This is a genomic window from Micromonospora ferruginea, from assembly GCF_013694245.2.
GTDB classification, from domain to species: Bacteria; Actinomycetota; Actinomycetes; order Mycobacteriales; family Micromonosporaceae; genus Micromonospora; species Micromonospora robiginosa.
In genome coordinates, this window is the sequence record NZ_CP059322.2 from 4980112 (window position 1) to 4996481 (window position 16370).

The 16370-nt window shown below is 74.1% G+C and carries 15 protein-coding genes, 1 tRNA gene and 1 pseudogene; 4 read left to right on the forward strand and 13 right to left on the reverse strand.

Going from position 1 to position 16370, the window contains the following annotated elements; translation table 11 throughout:
- Window positions 1-7: 7 nt before the first annotated feature.
- Together H1D33_RS21865 and H1D33_RS21870 are read right to left on the reverse strand one after the other, a co-directional pair.
- Window positions 8-517, reverse strand: a complete 510-nt coding sequence (locus tag H1D33_RS21865) for an Hsp20/alpha crystallin family protein (protein WP_181571374.1) — start codon at window positions 515-517, stop codon at window positions 8-10.
- A complete protein-coding gene (locus tag H1D33_RS21870) occupies window positions 514-1014 on the reverse strand; it encodes a DUF2231 domain-containing protein (protein WP_181571373.1) in 501 nt (166 codons plus the stop codon). Before H1D33_RS21870 ends, H1D33_RS21865 begins: the two co-directional genes overlap by 4 nt.
- A gap of 165 nt (window positions 1015-1179) precedes the next feature.
- Here H1D33_RS21870 and H1D33_RS21875 point away from each other — a divergent pair, with 165 nt between their 5' ends.
- Window positions 1180-1800 (forward strand): pyridoxamine 5'-phosphate oxidase family protein, encoded by a 621-nt coding sequence (locus H1D33_RS21875; RefSeq protein ID WP_181571372.1) that lies wholly within the window; start codon window positions 1180-1182, stop codon window positions 1798-1800.
- 4 nt (window positions 1801-1804) lie between these two features.
- On the opposite strand, the gene H1D33_RS21880 is transcribed toward H1D33_RS21875, so the two are convergent.
- Entirely contained in the window at window positions 1805-3955 is a 2151-nt protein-coding gene (locus tag H1D33_RS21880) for an acyltransferase family protein (RefSeq protein WP_181571371.1), read from the reverse strand.
- A gap of 140 nt (window positions 3956-4095) precedes the next feature.
- Between H1D33_RS21880 and H1D33_RS21885 the strand changes: the two are divergent.
- Window positions 4096-4542, forward strand: a pseudogene (locus tag H1D33_RS21885) (SRPBCC family protein); the annotation flags it as partial.
- 257 nt (window positions 4543-4799) lie between these two features.
- Here the strand turns inward: H1D33_RS21885 and H1D33_RS21890 are convergent.
- The 4 genes from H1D33_RS21890 to H1D33_RS21905 form a co-directional block, all read right to left on the reverse strand.
- On the reverse strand, window positions 4800-5447 hold the full coding sequence (locus H1D33_RS21890) for a hypothetical protein (RefSeq protein WP_181571369.1): 648 nt from the start codon (window positions 5445-5447) through the stop codon (window positions 4800-4802).
- Between the two features lie 69 nt (window positions 5448-5516).
- Complete coding sequence (locus tag H1D33_RS21895; protein ID WP_181571368.1) at window positions 5517-5915, reverse strand: VOC family protein; 399 nt, start codon at window positions 5913-5915, stop codon at window positions 5517-5519.
- 123 nt (window positions 5916-6038) lie between these two features.
- On the reverse strand, window positions 6039-6689 hold the full coding sequence (locus tag H1D33_RS21900) for a Type 1 glutamine amidotransferase-like domain-containing protein (RefSeq protein WP_181571367.1): 651 nt from the start codon (window positions 6687-6689) through the stop codon (window positions 6039-6041).
- Between the two features lie 153 nt (window positions 6690-6842).
- A tRNA-Thr gene (locus H1D33_RS21905) sits at window positions 6843-6916 on the reverse strand.
- Between the two features lie 12 nt (window positions 6917-6928).
- Between H1D33_RS21905 and H1D33_RS21910 the strand changes: the two genes are divergently transcribed.
- Window positions 6929-8782, forward strand: a complete 1854-nt coding sequence (locus tag H1D33_RS21910) for a metallophosphoesterase family protein (protein ID WP_414685433.1) — start codon at window positions 6929-6931, stop codon at window positions 8780-8782.
- Between the two features lie 87 nt (window positions 8783-8869).
- On the opposite strand, the gene H1D33_RS21915 is transcribed toward H1D33_RS21910, so the two are convergent.
- The 6 genes from H1D33_RS21915 to tmk all read right to left on the reverse strand — a co-directional run bounded on the left by H1D33_RS21915 (window position 8870) and on the right by tmk (window position 14918).
- Window positions 8870-9712 carry a PSP1 domain-containing protein gene (locus tag H1D33_RS21915; RefSeq protein ID WP_181571366.1) on the reverse strand — a complete coding sequence of 281 codons (843 nt, stop codon included), beginning with the start codon at window positions 9710-9712 and terminating at the stop codon, window positions 8870-8872.
- A gap of 261 nt (window positions 9713-9973) precedes the next feature.
- Window positions 9974-10642, reverse strand: a complete 669-nt coding sequence (locus H1D33_RS21920; protein ID WP_181571365.1) for a hypothetical protein — start codon at window positions 10640-10642, stop codon at window positions 9974-9976.
- Entirely contained in the window at window positions 10642-10947 is a 306-nt protein-coding gene (locus H1D33_RS21925) for a hypothetical protein (RefSeq protein ID WP_181571364.1), read from the reverse strand. The genes H1D33_RS21920 and H1D33_RS21925 overlap by 1 nt, the downstream gene beginning before the upstream one ends.
- A 1-nt stretch (window position 10948) precedes the next feature.
- Window positions 10949-11278, reverse strand: coding sequence for a YbaB/EbfC family nucleoid-associated protein (locus H1D33_RS21930; protein WP_181571363.1), 330 nt, complete (start codon window positions 11276-11278; stop codon window positions 10949-10951).
- A 152-nt stretch (window positions 11279-11430) separates the two neighbouring features.
- Complete coding sequence (locus H1D33_RS21935) at window positions 11431-12765, reverse strand: DNA polymerase III subunit delta' (protein ID WP_181571362.1); 1335 nt, start codon at window positions 12763-12765, stop codon at window positions 11431-11433.
- Window positions 12762-14918, reverse strand: a complete 2157-nt coding sequence (gene tmk / locus H1D33_RS21940) for a dTMP kinase (protein WP_307755235.1) — start codon at window positions 14916-14918, stop codon at window positions 12762-12764. The genes H1D33_RS21935 and tmk overlap by 4 nt, the downstream gene beginning before the upstream one ends.
- Window positions 14919-15135: 217 nt before the next feature.
- Between tmk and H1D33_RS21945 the strand changes: the two genes are divergently transcribed.
- Entirely contained in the window at window positions 15136-16344 is a 1209-nt protein-coding gene (locus H1D33_RS21945; RefSeq protein ID WP_181571361.1) for an amino acid deaminase/aldolase, read from the forward strand.
- The last annotated feature ends 26 nt before the right edge of the window (window positions 16345-16370 follow it).

The window sequence follows — 16370 nt, forward strand, 5'->3', positions numbered from 1 at the left end:
GGCGGCCCTAGGGACGGGTGTCCGGGTGGTGCAGCTCCCGGTCCGCGGCCGGGTCGGCCTGGCTCGGCGTACGACCGTTGGTGGCGCGCGGGCCGGTGCGGCCGACGGTGATGGTGCGCGGCGCGGGCCGGACCGCCCGGGGCAACCGCACCCGGAGCAGGCCGTGGTCCATCACCGCGTCGATCCGCTCGGGGTCGACGCGCGACGGCAGGTCGACGCGGTACTCGAAGCCCCGGGTGGTGAACCCGCCGGGGATGCCGTGGTCGGCGTTGACCTCGGCCTCCGACCGGGCCCGTACGCACAGCTCCCGGTCGTCCAGCTCGACGGCCACCTCCTCGGGTGCCACGCCCGGCAGCCGGACCAGCACCTCCCAGCCGTCGGCGACCTCGGACACCTCCACGTCGGGGGTGCCGGAGCGGCCGCCGACCAGGCGGCTCAGCTCGGAGCGCAGCGACTGCAGCTCGCCCATCGGGTCCCAGCCCTGCTGGCGGCCCCGCCAGCCCTTCGGGTCCGTCATCGCGCGCCGCCGATCCGCGCCGAGCGGGGTCGCAGTGAGCTGGGGGCGTCGAGGTCGTGTTCCGGGTCGACGCCGACGCCGAGCCGGTCCACCAGCTCGCCGCCGAGCCAGGCGCTGATCCCGAGGATCGCCACGGCGACCACCTCGATGGCGATCAGGGCGCCGCCGGCGGCGCGCGACTCGGCGTTGAGCCGCACCACCCAGACGGCGGCGAAGAGCAGGATCACCGCGATGTTCGCGGCGGCGTGGAGGAGCCCGACCCGTTTGGCCCGGGTGCCGGCCGGCAGGGCGAGCAGGTCGAACGCGCCGGCCGCGGCGGCCAGCAGACCGCCGATCAGGCCGATGGTGATGTTCCAGTAGGCGACCTCGCCGAGGAAGTCCGGCCCGCCGACGGTGTCGACCAGGTCGAAGATCACCGCGGTGACCAGCAGCGCCACCGGGAACATCACCAGCATCGGGTGCACGGGATGGCCGAGCACCTTGAGTCGGCTCTCCATCTCCGCCTCCAACCGTCGTGTCCGGACACGCGCCGCGATCCGGTCCCCACCCGCCGTCATCGCGGGCAAACCCGACGACCGGCGCTCTCCTACACTGACCATGACGGATCCGGAGCCGTCGCGGGCCGGAACCGTCGTCAAGGTCAACGGACGGGGGAGGCAGACGTGACGACACACGAGATCACCAGCCCGGAGGAACTACGCGACCTGCTGGGCGCGCCGACCGGCCGGGCGCTGGCCAAGGAACGCCGCACGCTGCACCAGCGGGACCGGGAGTGGCTGGCCGCCTCGCCGTTCTGCCTGGTCGCCACCGCCGACGCGGACGGCCGCTGCGACGTCTCGCCGAAGGGCGACCCGCCCGGCTTCACGCTGGTGCTGGACGACACCACCATCGCCATCCCGGAACGGCCCGGCAACCGGCGCGCCGACGGCTACCGCAACATCCTGGCCAACCCGCACGTCGGCCTGATCTTCCTGATCCCCGGCCGCACCGACACGCTGCGGATCAACGGCCGGGCCCGGCTGCTCCGCGACGCGCCCTGGTTCGCCGCCATGGAGGTCAAGGGCCACCGTCCGGTGCTCGCCGTCGAGGTGGCCGTCGAGCAGATCTTCTACCACTGCGCGAAGGCGTTCCTCCGCTCCGAGCTGTGGCAGCCGGAGACCTGGCAGCCGGACGCGCTGCCGCCGCGGCCCCGGCTGATCAAGGAGGTGGAGGCCCCGGCGGAGAGCCTCGCCGACCTGGAACGGCACTACGGCCCCGACTACGCCAAGAAGCTCTACGTCTGAGCGGTCACTTCGCCGGCGCGTAGACCGCCGGCACCCCCACGTCGGACAGGGCCCGGGCGAGGTGCGGGGCGGTGGTCTTCACGTAGGCGGCGCCGATGTGTGAACCGCCCCGGTAGATCAGCACGTTGCCGAACACGACCGGGCACCTGTCGGTCGGGCAGATGGCGTCGAACAGGTCGATCATCTTGACCTCGGGCACCCCGGTCACCGCCCGCCGCTGCATCCGGTAGGCCTGGTCTTGGTCGTGGAGCCGGCGGTCGAACGCGCAGACGGACAGGCGCTTCCGGTTCTCGTCGGCGCACGCCACCGGCGCGCCGGGGGGAAGCGGGTTGTTGGCCATGACGACGACCTGCGAGCCCACCGAGTCGAGCTTCTTCCAGGAGGACCGCACGCCCGCGACCATCGCGTCGACCGAGACGCCCCGGCCCGTCCGGTTCAGCGCGGTCGGCGCCGACTGGGAGGTGACCACGTAGTCGGGACGCTCCTGCATGAGCCGGCTGAGCAGCGCCCGGTTCCACTCGATGCAGTCGGTGTAGGGATTGCCGGACTTGTCACCCTTGAGCACCTTGGCGCTGGTGAACGCGCACCCCGCCTTGGCGGCGATCACCAGCTTCCAGTCGTTCTGCTCGGCGAGCACCTGGAACGCCGGCAGCCACTGGTCCATCTTCGAGTCGCCGACCAGGGCGACAGTGGTCGCGCCATCCGGGTTGCCGTACGTGCACCACCGCACCTCGGCGCCCTCGACCTGCTGGAAACAGTTGTCCCGTTTCGTGACCGGCACGTCCAGGAACCCCTGCCGGATCTGCAGCGGATCCGGCGTGATCACGTCGAACCGCTCCGGCACCGGGCCGATCGGAGCGGTGCCGGCCCTGGTCGACAGCAGCGCCGCGCCCGGCGCGTACCGGCTCTTGGTGGGGACCGCGGCGGCCGCCCACGCGCCGAGCAGGACCAGGGCCAGGCCGGCGCAGATCCCGGCCAGGGTGAAGTTGCCGCCGAGGCTCAACGCGAGCCGCGGCGACGTGGCGATCTTCCGCGAGTAGCGCAGCGGGTTCTCCACCAGCCGGAAGGTGAGCCAGGCGGGCACCACCGAGGCGAGCGCCACCGCCAGGCCCTCGACCGTCGACAGCTTCCCCCAGTGGGCGGCGGCCACCACGAGCATCGGCCAGTGCCACAGGTAGAGCGAGTAGGACAGGTCACCGACCCAGCGGAACGGCAGCGTGCCGAGCACCAGCACCGGCCCCCGCGATCCCGCCGCCGGGCCGGCCGCGATCACCGCGGCGGCACCGAGCGTGGGCAGCGCGGCAGCGTACCCGGGCCAGGCCGTCTTGCCGCTCACCAGCAGCGACGCCGCCAGGATCGCGGCGAGGCCGAGCCACCCCAGGGCGACGGCCACCGCGCGTGGCATCCGGGCCGCCCGGGCCGCGATCAGCGCGACGCCGGCGCCCACGGCGAGTTCCCACAACCGCGTCGTCGAGACGAAGAACGCGCGGGCCGGCGAGTTCGCCGTCTCCAGGATCGACCAGACGAACGACGGCACGGCCAGCACCGCCAGACCGATCCACAGCACCGGCCGCACGTCGGAGCGCCGCAGCGCCCGCGCCGCCAGGATCGCCAGGACGATCAGCAACGGCCAGACCAGGTAGAACTGCTCCTCGACGGCGAGCGACCAGAAGTGCTGCACCGGTGATTCCACCGCGTTGTCGGCGGCGAGGTAGTCGACGGCCCGGTCGGCGAACCGCCAGTTCACCACGTAGACCGCCGCGGCGGCGATGTCGCCGCCGATGGCCTGCCAGTCGCCGCGGGGCACGAAGAGCCGGACCGCCACCGCGGTCGCCGCGAGCACCACCGTCGCGGCGGGCAGGATCCGCTTGGCCCGGCGGGCGTAGAAACCGATCAGGGAGACGCGCCCGGTCCGCTCGATCTCGGAGATGAGCTGCCCGGTGATGAGGAAGCCGGAGATCACGAAGAAGACGTCGACCCCGACGAAACCGCCGGGCAGGAACGACAGCCCGGCGTGGTAGAGCAGCACCACCCCGACGGCCACGGCGCGCAGCCCGGCCACGTCGCCCCGGAACCGGCTCGGGCCGCGCCCGGTCGCCTCCTCGGTGCGGGCACCGTCCCGGGAAACCTGGTTCGTCAACTCCGGGGAAGTCACCGCGATCCTCGAACTCTGGGGCGTCTGGCCAGGGAACGATAGCGGCTCCCCCGGACGTGGGCAATGCCGGACGGCCCGGTTAGGCCGCTGCCGGCGGGGTACCGGTTCCGGTGCAGATGACGGGACGACAAGGAGTGGTCATGACCAGGAAGGTCGAGAAGTCCATCGACGTCGACGTGCCGGTCAGCACCGCCTACAACCAGTGGACACAGTTCGAGGACTTTCCGCGGTTCATGGGCGGCGTGCGGGAGGTGCGCCAGCTCGACGACCGGCGGATGCACTGGGTGGCCGAGATAGCCGGCGTGCAGCGCGAGTGGGACGCCACCATCGTCGAGCAGGTGCCGGACCGCACCGTCGCGTGGGCCGCCACCGCCGGCACCCCCAACGCCGGCATGGTCCGCTTCGCGCCGATCGACGCCCACCGCACCCAGGTCCAGCTCCTGCTGGAGTACGAGCCGGAGGGCCTGGTCGAGCAGGCCGGCGAGAAACTGAACCTGGTGGACCGCCAGGCCGAGTCGGATCTGGAACGGTTCAAGGACTTCATCGAGGGCCGGCAGGTGGAGTCCGGCGGCTGGCGGGGCACGATCGCGCCCGGCGGCATCCCCGACCCGTCCGCAGGGGCCGACCTGCCGGACCCGGCGGCCCGGCACCGCGCGGAGACCGACGAGGAGCCGCCCCCGGAGACCGAACCCGAGTACGCGCCGACGGGCACCGTCCCGCCCCGCTAGACCTGCCTCCCTGCCGGAGTGGGCCCGGCGGGCCGACCGATGCGGTCGCGCCCGCCGGGCCCCCTTCGTCGCTTCGCGTCGTGGAAGTCGGCAGCCGCGGCGGCCCCCGCGAGCAGTCAGCGGCAGTCGACCTCGTGCATACCGGGCCAGACCGGCTGACCGCCGGAGCCGCGCAGGAGCAGGAGGCCGCCGTCGTCGCTCCACCTCAGCTTGTACGCGTGGTCGGTGATCGGTTTGCCGCCGTCGTCGGCGGTCCACGAACTCACCTGCCATCCGATCCCGCTGGCCGGGACGGCGTACACCTGACCACTGCCGGCGAAGAGGAACGACCGCTGCCGCGCGACCGCCCGGCAGCCGTCCGGCCCACCCGGCTCCAGCACGCGGTACGTGGCGGGAAGATCGCCCAAAAGGCCGAGTCCGGTGCCCGCCCAGGCGACGACGGTGAGCAGCACGAGCGCCCGGCGCGTCCGGGTGCTCCGACCCACGTCGTCCGGCACGCGCGCCCACCTGTCGACGAGGTGCCAGAACGGTGTGATCACCAGCGGTGCGAGCAGCAGGGCACCGCTCACCAACCACGTCGGGACGACCTGGTCGGCGACCACCAGCACCATGCCGCCCCACGAACCGAGGAGCACGAGCACCGCGAGCAGGACGCAGGCCGCGTCGACGGGGACGGGCAGCCCGACCCGGTCCCCCCGACCGGACGAGTCGACCCGCCGGGTCGGATCGGGGGTCTCCGGCCACGCACCCGCATCCCCGGTCATCCACCGCATGCTAGGGCACCTGCGACGGTCGGGGGCGGGTCACCACCGCACACCGGGCCGCAGGCCGGCTCAGGACGCCGTCACCATCAACAGGTGGCCGTCCGGGTCGGCGAACGTCGCCGTGTAGCCCCACGGCTGCTCGGCCGGCGGCGTCACCACGCGGGCGCCCGCGACCCGGGCCCGCTCGACGAGCCGCCGCACCTCGGCGGGATCCCCGGCGACCCAGCTCAGCACGCACTCGCTGTGTCCCCGCTCGGCGACCTCGTGGTCACCGATCACCCAACCGAAGCCGCCGCTCGGCACCAGCATCAGCCGCAGGCCGTCGTTCACCGCGAACTGGAGCGGCTCGGGAACCCCGTCCGGCGCCCGCTCCCCGAACGCCGCCCAGCCGAAGACCTCCCCGTAGAAGCGGTGTGACGTCACGCGGTCGGCGATCGGCAGGCTGACGGTCACGGTGGGATCGGCCATGGCGGCAACTCCAGGTCAGTGCGGAAATCAATTGTCACCGGGATGGACCGCGTGACCGGCCCGAACTCATCGGTCGACCGGGGCCCGGCGCGAAGCCGACCCGCCAACCGGTTGCCCCGGCTCCTAGGCGAACCGCTTCCACTGCCCCTCGGAGACGACCTCGACGGCGCCGTCGGTCACCGTGATGGCCGTCTGGTCGTCGATGGCGTACGCCGGACCCCCGATCTCGGCCGCCCACCGCTCCGCGCCGGCCATGGTGTTGTCCGGCTCCATACCCAGGTGCGGGAAGATCGAGAAGTCGACGAGCCCCAGCGTGCGGTCGTCCGGCGCGGACTGCCACCCGACGAAGTCCGCGCCGATCCGCGGGGTCAGCGCCATGCTCCCGCCGCTCAACCCCACCCAGACGGTGTCCCGCAGCGACGGCAGGAGGTCCGCCAGCCCGGACCGCCGCATCCAGTACGCCAGGTACGTGGCGTCGCCGCCGGCCACGAGCAGGACGTCGGCCTCCCGGACCCAGGGGACCCACCGCTCCGCGCCGACGCTGGGCAGCGCGGTCAGTTCGAGGACGCCCAGCGACTTCCAGCCCAGCCCGGTCATGGGCAGCGGCGTCTGACCGCTGACGAAGCGCCAGGCCGAGGCCGGTCCGCCCATGGGGTGGCACGCCGTGGGGATGCAGAGGGCGTGGGATTCGGCGATCGGCTTGCCCAGCAGGTCGACCAGCGCGTCGCGGATGCTCGGGTTCTGGACGCCCGCGGATGTGAGAAGAAGCTTCACGCCTGCCTCCGGTACGTAGCGGTCATGACGCTCACCCCGGTGGTCGGGAGAGCGGGTGCACGGAACTACAGACCGGGCGCCGAACCGGAACTCATCGCCGTCGACCGTGGGAAAAGAACGAAGCCCAGGTCGATGACCTGGGCTTCGGTGCCGAGCCGCCTGACGGAATCGAACCGTCGACCTACGCATTACGAGTGCGTCGCTCTAGCCGACTGAGCTAAGGCGGCAACGATCGTCAAGTGTACGGCACGCTCGGCCGGGCGCCGAACGGGATCCCCCTCGTCCGGAACCGGACATCGGGTCTCATCCCGCTCGGCTCGGGAGAGATTTCCCGGCCGGCGCGGACTACCCTGCGGCGGGTGAGCGACGATCACGTACCGCCGCGCCAGCCGGACCCCGAGACGCGACCGGGCGAGCGGGCCACCCGCCGGCCGCACAGCCTCGACCCGTTGGAGTTGGGTTTCACCCCGCGCCGGCCGGTCCCCTGGCTCGCGCCGCTGCTGCTGATCAGCACCGGCCTGCGGACGCTGCTGGCCATGCTGTTCGGGGCGTACCTGGACAAGCGCGAACTACAGAACGCCTTCGGCGACGACACGTTCCGGCAGGTCGGGCCGGACGGCGGGCTCTGGTTGGACTACGTGGCCGACCTGGGCGACGGCTTCGACGCCACCTACTCGATCGCCTACCTGCTCGCCCAGCCGGAGCTGACCGTCGACGGGCACCGGCTGCCCCGGGCGCAGACGCTGGTGATGGGCGGCGACCAGGTCTACCCGTCGGCCGGCTACGAGGCGTACGAGGACCGGAGCAAGGGCCCGTACCAGGCGGCGCTGCCGGTCGCCCCGCCGGAGCGTCCGACGCTCTTCGCGGTGCCGGGAAACCACGACTGGTACGACGGCCTGACCGCGTTCCTGCGCCTGTTCGTCCGGTCGCGGGACCGGCACTTCGGCGGCTGGGGCACCGGCCAGTCCCGCTCGTACTTCGCGATCGAGCTGCCGGCCGGCTGGTGGCTGCTGGGCCTCGACGACCAGTCCGGGTCGTACCTGGACGATCCGCAGCTCACCTACTTCGACGAGGTGGCCCGCAAGCTCACCCCGCGCTCCCGGGTGATCGTGGCGGTGCCGGCGCCGACGTGGGTCAAGGCCGCCGACCACCCCAACGCGTACGACTCGGTCGACTACTTCATCCGTACCATCGTGGCGCCCACCGGCGCGCAGGTCCGGCTGCTGGTCTCCGGCGACCTGCACCACTACGCCCGGTACGCGGGCCCGGAGCGGCAGCTCGTCACGTGCGGCGGCGGTGGCGCCTACCTGTATCCGACGCACAAGCTGCCGGAGAAGCTGGAGGTGCCGCCGCGGGACACGCTGACCCGGCGCGCCAGCCGCACCCGCGAGTACGAGCTGGCCGCCCGCTATCCGGAGAAGGCGCGCTCCCGCCGGTACGGCTGGGGCATCTTCGGCCGGCTGCCGTTCCGCAACCCGGGTTTCACCACGCTGCTCGGCACCCTGCACACGTTGCTGATGCTGGCCATGGCCGGGGTGGCGGCGCAGCGGGCGGACTCCACCGCGCAGCGGCTGTTCAGCGTTCCGCTGGTGGCGATGCTGGTGGTGACGCTGCTGGGGGCGGCGTTCTTCGCCAAGCCCCCCAACGCGGGCGGCAAGCGGCACGCCCGGCACTGGATCCTCGGGGTGGCGCACGGGGTGGCGCACGTGGCGCTGGCCGCCGGTGGCACCTGGCTCTGGCTGCACCTGCCGTTCTACGAGTGGCCGTGGCCGTTGCCGGCGGTCGCGGCGGTGGTGCTCTACGGCCCGGTCAGCGGGCTGGTCGCCAGCCAGTTGGTGGCGCTCTACCTGCTGGTGGCGGGCGCGTTCGGGGTGAACCTGAACGAGCTGTTCGCCGCGCAGGGCATCGAGGACTCGAAGGCGTTCCTCCGGTTCCGGTTCGACCCGGACGGCACCCTGACGATCTACCCGATCGCCCTGGACGAGGTCTCCCACGCCTGGCGCCTGAACTCCGACGACTCCCCCACCGCCTCCTGGCTGACCCCGAAGACCCCTGACCCCCGCCTGGCCGAACCCCCGATCACCCTCCGCTGACCGCCACCCACTCGTTGATCATGAAGTTAGCAGTCCGAATGGAGATCGACTTCGCCGCTAACTTCATGATCAACGCGCGGAGGGGGGTCAGGAGGGGTTGTAGTGCTGGTCGTGGGACTGGCGGGGGGCGCAGACGGAGGCGCGGCTGCACTGGCAGCGGGAGCCGTCGGCGTCGAGGCGGACCGTGACGGCGTCGCGCGGGACGCTGTGGCCGACCACCTTGCCCTCGCCCCGGGGCGTGTCGACGCGGGCGCCGACCGCCGGGGCCGACTCCTGGAACCGCTGGTAGAGCGGGTGTTCGTATTTCAGGCAGCACATCAGCCGCCCGCAGGCGCCGGAGATGCGCAGCGGGTTGAGCGGCAGGTCCTGGTCCTTCGCCATCCGGATGGTCACCGGCTCGAAGTCGGTGAGGAAGGTGGCGCAGCACAGGTCGCGACCGCAGGAGCCGATGCCGCCCTGCACCCGCGCCGAGTCGCGGGCCGAGAGCTGCCGCAGCTCGACCCGGCAGTGCAGGGTCGCCCCCAGGTCGCGCACGAGGGACCGGAAGTCCACCCGGTGCGGCGCGGTGAAGTAGATCGTGGTGCGGTCGCTGCCGGTCTCCGGCGTGCCGAGGACGTGGTCGACGGCGACCACCTTCATCGGCAGGCCGTGCTCGCGGATCAGCCGCTTGGCGGCCACCTTGGCGTCGGCCTTGCGCCGGCGCAGCACCTCGTCCCGGCGCAGGTCGTCGTCGCCGGCCGGCCCGGCCAGCTTCGGGAAACCGTCGGTGTCCTCGCTGACCCACTGCGCGGCCCAGACGCACTCGGCCACCTCCGGCCCGTCGTCGGTGGGCACCAGCACCCGGTCGCCCACCTGCGGGCGCAACTCACCCGGGTCGAGGTAGTAGAGGCGCCCGTACCGGTTGAAGCTGACCGCGCAGAGCATGCCCATGCGCCCACCCTACGCGGACCCGCGCCGCCGGTCGGCTCACCGGTCGCCGTCCGGTCACACCGCGCAGCGATCCATCCCGGTCGACCCGGCCGAAGCGACCCCCACGCCTCGCCCGGACGGTTGAAACCTGGGCCGGCGCCGGGACAAACGCCTGCCGACCGCGTTGAGTGAAGGCATACCTGCGGGGGGTGCAGGGGAAGGCCACGGCGTCGCACGCCGGTGCCCGGCCACGGCCGGATCGGCGTGCGACGCCGTGGACCGTCAGTAGCCGATCCGGGTGGTGCCGCCGTAGCGCGGCGCGGAGACGGCGCGGTCCCGCCAGGTCGTCTCCGCCAGGCTCGGCCCCCACTGGCGCAGCAACGTCTCGGCTCCGTCGTAGGCCACCCCGAGCACACTCAGCACCCGGGTGGCGATCTCCGCCGCCGCCGCGGCACCGGCCGGGCCGGCCTCGGCCCCGGGTCGGGCGGCGGCGTGCACGGTGACCGCCTCGGCCGAGCCGAGCACCTCGGCGAGCACCCGGGCCAGCGCGGCCCGGCTGCTCTCCACCCAGCCGGCCAGCGCGTCCGCGTAGCCGGCGGTCGACTCCAGCCGGCCGACCAGGCTCTCCGGCCCCTCGTCGAGGTGCCGGAGCAGGGCGGCGCGGGCGTCGTCGTAGGCCGCGGCGGCCGACCCGGACCAGGCGACCTGGTCGGCGAGGACGGCACCGGCGTCGTCGTAGCCCCGGACCAGCCGGCGCACGGCGTGACCGGCGCCGGTCAGCGGCGCGGGGTGCAGGTCGAGGAACTCGCGCACGGCCGCGCCGGGGAGCACCTGCATCCGGCGCAGCAGCGGCCAGAGCCGGTGCCCCTCGGGAGCGCCGGCGGCGAGCAGCGTGTCGACCCGGGTGAGCAGGTCGAGGCCCGGCTCGGCGAGGCGGTCCAGCGCGTCCATCAGGCCTCCCGGGCGAACCGGCGCGAGACCGCCTCGTCGGCCGCCGCGTAGCGTTCGGCGGCGCTGCGCAGCGCCGCCGCGGCGGCGGCCAGCCGGTTGGCGGCGGCCTGCGCCTCGCGCGCCCGGTCGGCGGTGGCCGCCATCCACTGCCGGTGCAGGGCCCGCCCCACCTCGCCGGGCCGGCCGGTGGCGTGGGCGCCGAACGCCGGGTGCGGCGGGTCGGTGGCGGTCACCGTGCGGGCCAGCGTGGCGAGCGTGGCGCCGGCGTCGTCGAGGCGGTCGGCCAGCGCGCGCAGCGATTCCATCTCAGGCTCCCGCCAGCGGCCGGTAGGCCGCGAAGGTCTCGTTGTGCAGCTTCTCCCGGGCCCACTGGGCGGCGTCGGCGGCGGCGGTCACCGCGGCCTGCACCGAGTTGGCCACGTCGCGCGGGTGGCGCTGGTGCAGCGGGCCGAGGAAGCGGACGTCGGTGATCCGCCCGCCGGCGGTGACCACCACCTCGACCAGCCCGTCGGGTGAGCGGACGGTGACCTCCACCGTGGCGACCGCCTGGTCGAACTCGGCCTGCAGGGTCTCGATGCGGCGGTAACGCCGCACCGCCTCCTCGATCCAGGCCTCGTCGATCTCCCCCCGCGCCATCGGCGCACTCCTCCCGGCCGGTCGGCACCGCCGGCCCCACCCCGACGCCGCCATCACTGAGCGTGCCGCCTCGGTCACCACGGCATCACCGGACCGTACCGCACGTCAATCGCGCGTGTCGATGCCCTGTGGACAGCGTGCGGACAGCGGGTTCAGCCCCGCCAGAGGGAGAGCATCATCGCCTCGACCGCGATCCGGGGCTTGACGTTCGCCTCGATCGCCGCCCGGCACTCCAGCACCGCCTCCAGGCGGCGCAGCGAGCCCTCGGCATCCCACTTCCGCGCGCCGGCCGCGGCCGTCGTCGCGGTGTCGGTGTGCACCGGGTCGACGGGCGCCCGCAGCGCCATGGTGAGCGCGTCCCGGTAGAAGCCGGCCAGATCCACGAGCGCCCGGTCGAGCGAGTCCCGCTGGGCCCGGGTGGCCCGCGACTTCTGCCGCTTCTCCAGCTCCTTGAGCTGGCCGGCGGCGCCCCGCATGGCACCGGCCGCGCCCCGGCCGGTGCCGCCCGCGCCGAGCGCGGTCTGCAACGCCGCCCGCTCCGTCTCGTCGGCCTCCGCGACCGAGGCGGCGGCCTCCGCCTCGGCGGCCTCGATCAACGCCGAGGCGGCGTCGAACGCCGCGCCCACACCGGTGAGCCGGCGCGGCACGGCGAGCACCGCCTCCCGACGCTGCCGGGCCTCCGGGTCCCGGGCCAGCCGCCGGGCCCGGCCCACGTGCCCCTGGGCGGCCGCGGCGGCCCACTGCGCCACGTCGGGGGCGATGCCGTCCCGGCGCGCCAGCACCTCGGCCACCGCGCCGGCCGACGGCTGGCGCAGCGGTACGACCCGGCACCGCGACCGGATGGTCACCGAGACGTCGTCCGGGTGGGTGGACGGGGCGCAGAGCAGAAAGACCGTACGCGGGGGCGGCTCCTCGACGGCCTTGAGCAGCGCGTTGCCGGCGGCCTCGGTGAGCCGGTCGGCGTCCTCGATGATCACGACCTGCCACCGGCCGCCGGACGGCGTGCTCGCCGCGCGCAGCACCAGCGCGCGCATCTCGCCGACGCCGATGGAGAGCCCCTCGGGCACCACGAGCCGCACGTCGGCGTGGGTGCCGGCCAGCGTGGTGTGGCAGCCGGGGCAGCGACCGCAGCCGGTGCCGTGCACGCACTGCAACGCGGCGGCGAACGCGCGGGCGGCCACCGAGCGGCCGGAGCCGGGCGGCCCGGTGAAGATCCACGCGTGCGTCATCCCGGCGCCCGGTTCCGCGGCAGCGGCCGGCTCGCCGAGGTCGCCGGACGTGCCCGAGCCGGGTCCGCCCGGGTCGCCGGGCCGGTCGAACTGTTCGGCCAGCGCGTCGAGGTCGTCGTACCCGTCGGTGTCCCCGCCGCCGGCGGGCGTCGCGACCGGCGCGCCGGCCCGCAGCAGCGCGGCGGCGGACGCGGCGGCCCGCCGCAGCGTCGCCACCGCCTCGTCCTGCCCGACCAGGTCGCCGAAGACGTCCGTCATCTTCGGCGGTGCTCCATCGCCACCAGCTCCGCGTCGGATAACTCGGGCTGGACCGAGGTGTCCGGCCCCTGGGCTGGGCGCGGGTGCACGATCCCGGCCGGGTCGACGAGGAATTCGTCCACCCGGCGCGCGACCGCGTCGGCGATCTCCTCGACCGGGCGCGACGCGTCGAGGACCAGGTAGCGCTTCGGGTCGCCGGCGGCCAGGTCGAGGAAGGCGTAGCGGACCCGCTCGTGGAACGCCACCGACTCGGCCTCCAGCCGGTCGGCGTCCGCGCTGCGGGCCGCCACCCGGCCCAGCCCGGTGTGCGGGTCGACGTCGAGCAGGACCACCAGGTCGGGCTTGAGCCCGCCGGTGGCCCAGGAGGAGAGCCAGGAGACCTCGTCGACCGGCAGTGTCCGGCCGGCACCCTGGTAGGCCAGGGACGAGTCGACGTAGCGGTCGCTGATCACCACCGCGCCGCGGACCAGCGCCGGGCGGACCACGGTGGCCACGTGGTGGGCGCGGTCGGCGGCGTACAGCAGCGCCTCGGCGCGCGGCGACGGCGCGTCGTCGTGGGCGGTGCCCAGCACCAGCGAGCGGATCCGCTCGCCGACCCCGGTGGCGCCCGGCTCGCGGGTGACCACGACCTCCCGACCGCCGCCACGCAGGCGCTCGGCGAGCGCGGCGAGCTGGGTGGACTTGCCGGCGCCCTCGCCGCCCTCGAAGACCACGAACAGGCCGGAGGAGACGAACGGCTCGGCCGGCATGAGCGGGCGGCCCCGGATCGAGCCCCAGAGGTCGGCGAGGACCGGCACGCCCTTCTTGTCGTCCATCTGGCCGAACGCGCTGATCCCGGCGAAGATGCCGGCCGCGCCGGCGGCGAGGAGCAGCAGGCGGGTCGAGGAGATGGAGATGCCCAGGTCGGCGATGGCGAGCTGGCGGGAGCCACCGACGCCGACCAGGAGGCTGCTCAGCGCGATGGCCAGGATCAGCACGAGCCGGGTGCCGATCTGCACCACCGCGAAGACCCGGCCGCGCACCTCGTCGGCGACCTCGCCGCCGAGCAGCGTGGTGCCGGCCAGGAACGCCATGCCGGCGCCGGCCCCGACCAGGATCGCGCCGACGATGGCCATGGACAGGTGGATGGCGAACGCGAGCACCAGCACCGATGCGCTGGCCAGCACGATGCTCATGCCGAACCAGCGGCGGCGGGACATGTCCCGCACGATCATCGGGCCGAGCCCGATGCCGAGCGCCAGGCCCACGAAGATCGCGCCGAAGAGCAGCGAGAAGGCGGCGTCACCGGCGCCGAGCGAGTTGGCGAAGAACTTGCCCGTGCCGACCACGATGCCGCCGCCGGCGAACGCGCCGAAGATGCCGAGCACCAGGCCGCGGACCAGCGGCGTCTGGCCGATGAACCTCCAGCCCTCGGAGAACTGGCGGAACATGCTCTGCTCGGTGCGCTCCGCCTCGCCGCGCTGGGCCTCGCTGATCTCCTTGATCCCGAACGCCACCACGAGCGCGGTGGCCAGCCGGGAGAAGGCGTTGAACCAGAGCGCGAGCTGGGCCGGCTGGGCCCAGTCGGGCAGGTTGCCGCCGACCGCGCCGGGCAGGCCACGGGTCAGCACCGCCAGCGCGACGGCGGCGGCCACCGGGGTCAGGCCGTACGTGGTGATCAGGGTGAGCTGGTTGGCCGCCTCCAGCCGGGTGCGCGGGATCAGGTTGGGGACCGCCGCCTCCTTGGCCGGGATCCACAGCAACGTGATCGACTCGATCAGGAAGGTGGCGATCAGCGCCCAGCCGACCACCAGGCCGCCCGCCGCGCCGGTGAGCGCGTAGAGCGGGATCGAGGCGAAGAGCACGAAACGCAGCAGGTCGCAGATGACCATCGTCCACCGGCGGTCGAACCGGTCGGCGAAGACGCCCGCGATCGGGCCGAGCACCAGCGCGGGCAGCAGCCGGATCGCGGTCACGCCGCCGAAGGCCGCGCCCTGGGCGGTGCTGCCGGACACCTGGGAGGCGGCGAACAGCGCGGTGGCGAGCAGGCCGAGCCAGTCGCCGAAGGAGGCCGCGCTGAGCACGATCCACAGCCGGCGGAACGGCCGGATGCGCAGCACCGAGCGGATCGCGGCGAAGCCGGACCGGTCGGTCTGTGTGCCGGGCGACGACACGCCGGACGACTCGCCGTTCTTCTGGCTTTCGATGGCCGTACCTCCACGTGCCGGCCCAGGTCTGGGCATCCCCGGTGGAACACTCTAGTCGCGCGGAGGGCACCGCCTGCCGCGACATTCACCTGCTCGCCGAGCCTAGGCCGCCGGGGCCACCGCCCGCAGCCCGGACAGACGCGAGGGTATTTCGCATTGGCGTCCAGACAGTTAGCGTGCAGACGTGCCCATCGACCGTGCCGAACTTCGCGATCGTCTCGACCGGGCGACCGCCCACCTCGACCCGCCGTACGCGGTGGTCGACCTCCAGGCGTTCGACGCCAACGCCGACGCGCTGGCCGGACGGGCCGGCGGCAAGCCGCTGCGGGTGGCCAGCAAGTCGGTGCGGGTCCGCGAGCTGCTCACCCGGGCGCTCAAGCGGGCCGGCTGGCACGGCGTGATGGCCTTCACCCTGCCCGAGGCGCTCTGGCTGGCCCGGGGCGGTGTCGCCGACGACGTGCTGGTCGCCTATCCGACCGCGCACCGGGGGGCGCTCGCCGACCTGGCCGGAGACCCGACCGCCGCCGAGGCGGTCACCCTGATGGTCGACGACGCCGGGCAGCTCGACCTGATCGACCGGGTGTGCCGGCCACAGCACCGGCCCGCGCTGCGGATCTGCCTCGACCTGGACGCCTCCTGGCGACCGCTGCGGGGTCGGGTGCACGTCGGCGTGCGCCGCTCGCCGGTGCACAGCGCCCGGGCGGCCGGCGCGCTCGCCGCCGCCGTCGCCGGCCGGCCGGGCTTCCGGCTGGTCGGCCTGATGTCGTACGAGGCGCAGATCGCCGGGCTCGGCGACGCGCCGCCCGGGCAGGCGCTGACCGGCTCCGCGATCCGGGTCGCCCAGCGCGGGTCGTACCGGGAACTGCTAGCCCGCCGGTCGGCCGCGGTCGCCGCCGTCCGCGAGCACGCCGACCTGGAGTTCGTCAACGGCGGCGGCACCGGCAGCGTGGCCGCCACCAGCGCCGACCCGGCGGTCACCGAGGTCACCGCCGGCTCCGGGCTCTACGGGCCGACGCTGTTCGACGCGTACCGTGCCTGGCGGCCGACCCCGGCGGCGTTCTTCGCCTGCTCGGTGGTCCGCCGGCCGGCACCCGGGCTGGCCACCGTGCTCGGCGGCGGCTGGATCGCCTCCGGCCCGCCGGCGGCGAGCCGGCTGCCCCAGCCGTGGCTGCCGGCCGGGCTGAAGCTGCTCGGCGCGGAGGGCGCGGGCGAGGTCCAGACGCCGCTCGCCGGCGACGCGGCGGACGCGTTGCGGGTCGGCGACCGGGTGTGGTTCCGCCACGCCAAGGCCGGCGAGGTGTGCGAGCACGTCAACGAGGTCCACCTGGTCGAGGGCGACGCCGTGGTGGCGACCGTGCCCACCTACCGGGGCGAGGGCCGGGCGTTCCTCTGACGTGACGACGGCGGGTCCTGGCGCAC

What these genes read in the sequence shown, in the direction of transcription:
- H1D33_RS21870 (WP_181571373.1), bottom strand. Translation starts at nt 1,014, where the DNA reads ATGGAGAGCCGACTCAAGGTGCTCGGCCATCCCGTGCACCCGATGCTG.
- H1D33_RS21890 (WP_181571369.1), bottom strand. Translation starts at nt 5,447, where the DNA reads ATGACCGGGGATGCGGGTGCGTGGCCGGAGACCCCCGATCCGACCCGG.
- H1D33_RS21920 (WP_181571365.1), bottom strand. Translation starts at nt 10,642, where the DNA reads ATGGACGCGCTGGACCGCCTCGCCGAGCCGGGCCTCGACCTGCTCACC.
- H1D33_RS21895 (WP_181571368.1), bottom strand. Translation starts at nt 5,915, where the DNA reads ATGGCCGATCCCACCGTGACCGTCAGCCTGCCGATCGCCGACCGCGTG.
- H1D33_RS21865 (WP_181571374.1), bottom strand. Translation starts at nt 517, where the DNA reads ATGACGGACCCGAAGGGCTGGCGGGGCCGCCAGCAGGGCTGGGACCCG.
- H1D33_RS21925 (WP_181571364.1), bottom strand. Translation starts at nt 10,947, where the DNA reads ATGGAATCGCTGCGCGCGCTGGCCGACCGCCTCGACGACGCCGGCGCC.
- H1D33_RS21935 (WP_181571362.1), bottom strand. Translation starts at nt 12,765, where the DNA reads ATGACGGACGTCTTCGGCGACCTGGTCGGGCAGGACGAGGCGGTGGCG.
- H1D33_RS21915 (WP_181571366.1), bottom strand. Translation starts at nt 9,712, where the DNA reads ATGGGCATGCTCTGCGCGGTCAGCTTCAACCGGTACGGGCGCCTCTAC.
- H1D33_RS21930 (WP_181571363.1), bottom strand. Translation starts at nt 11,278, where the DNA reads ATGGCGCGGGGGGAGATCGACGAGGCCTGGATCGAGGAGGCGGTGCGG.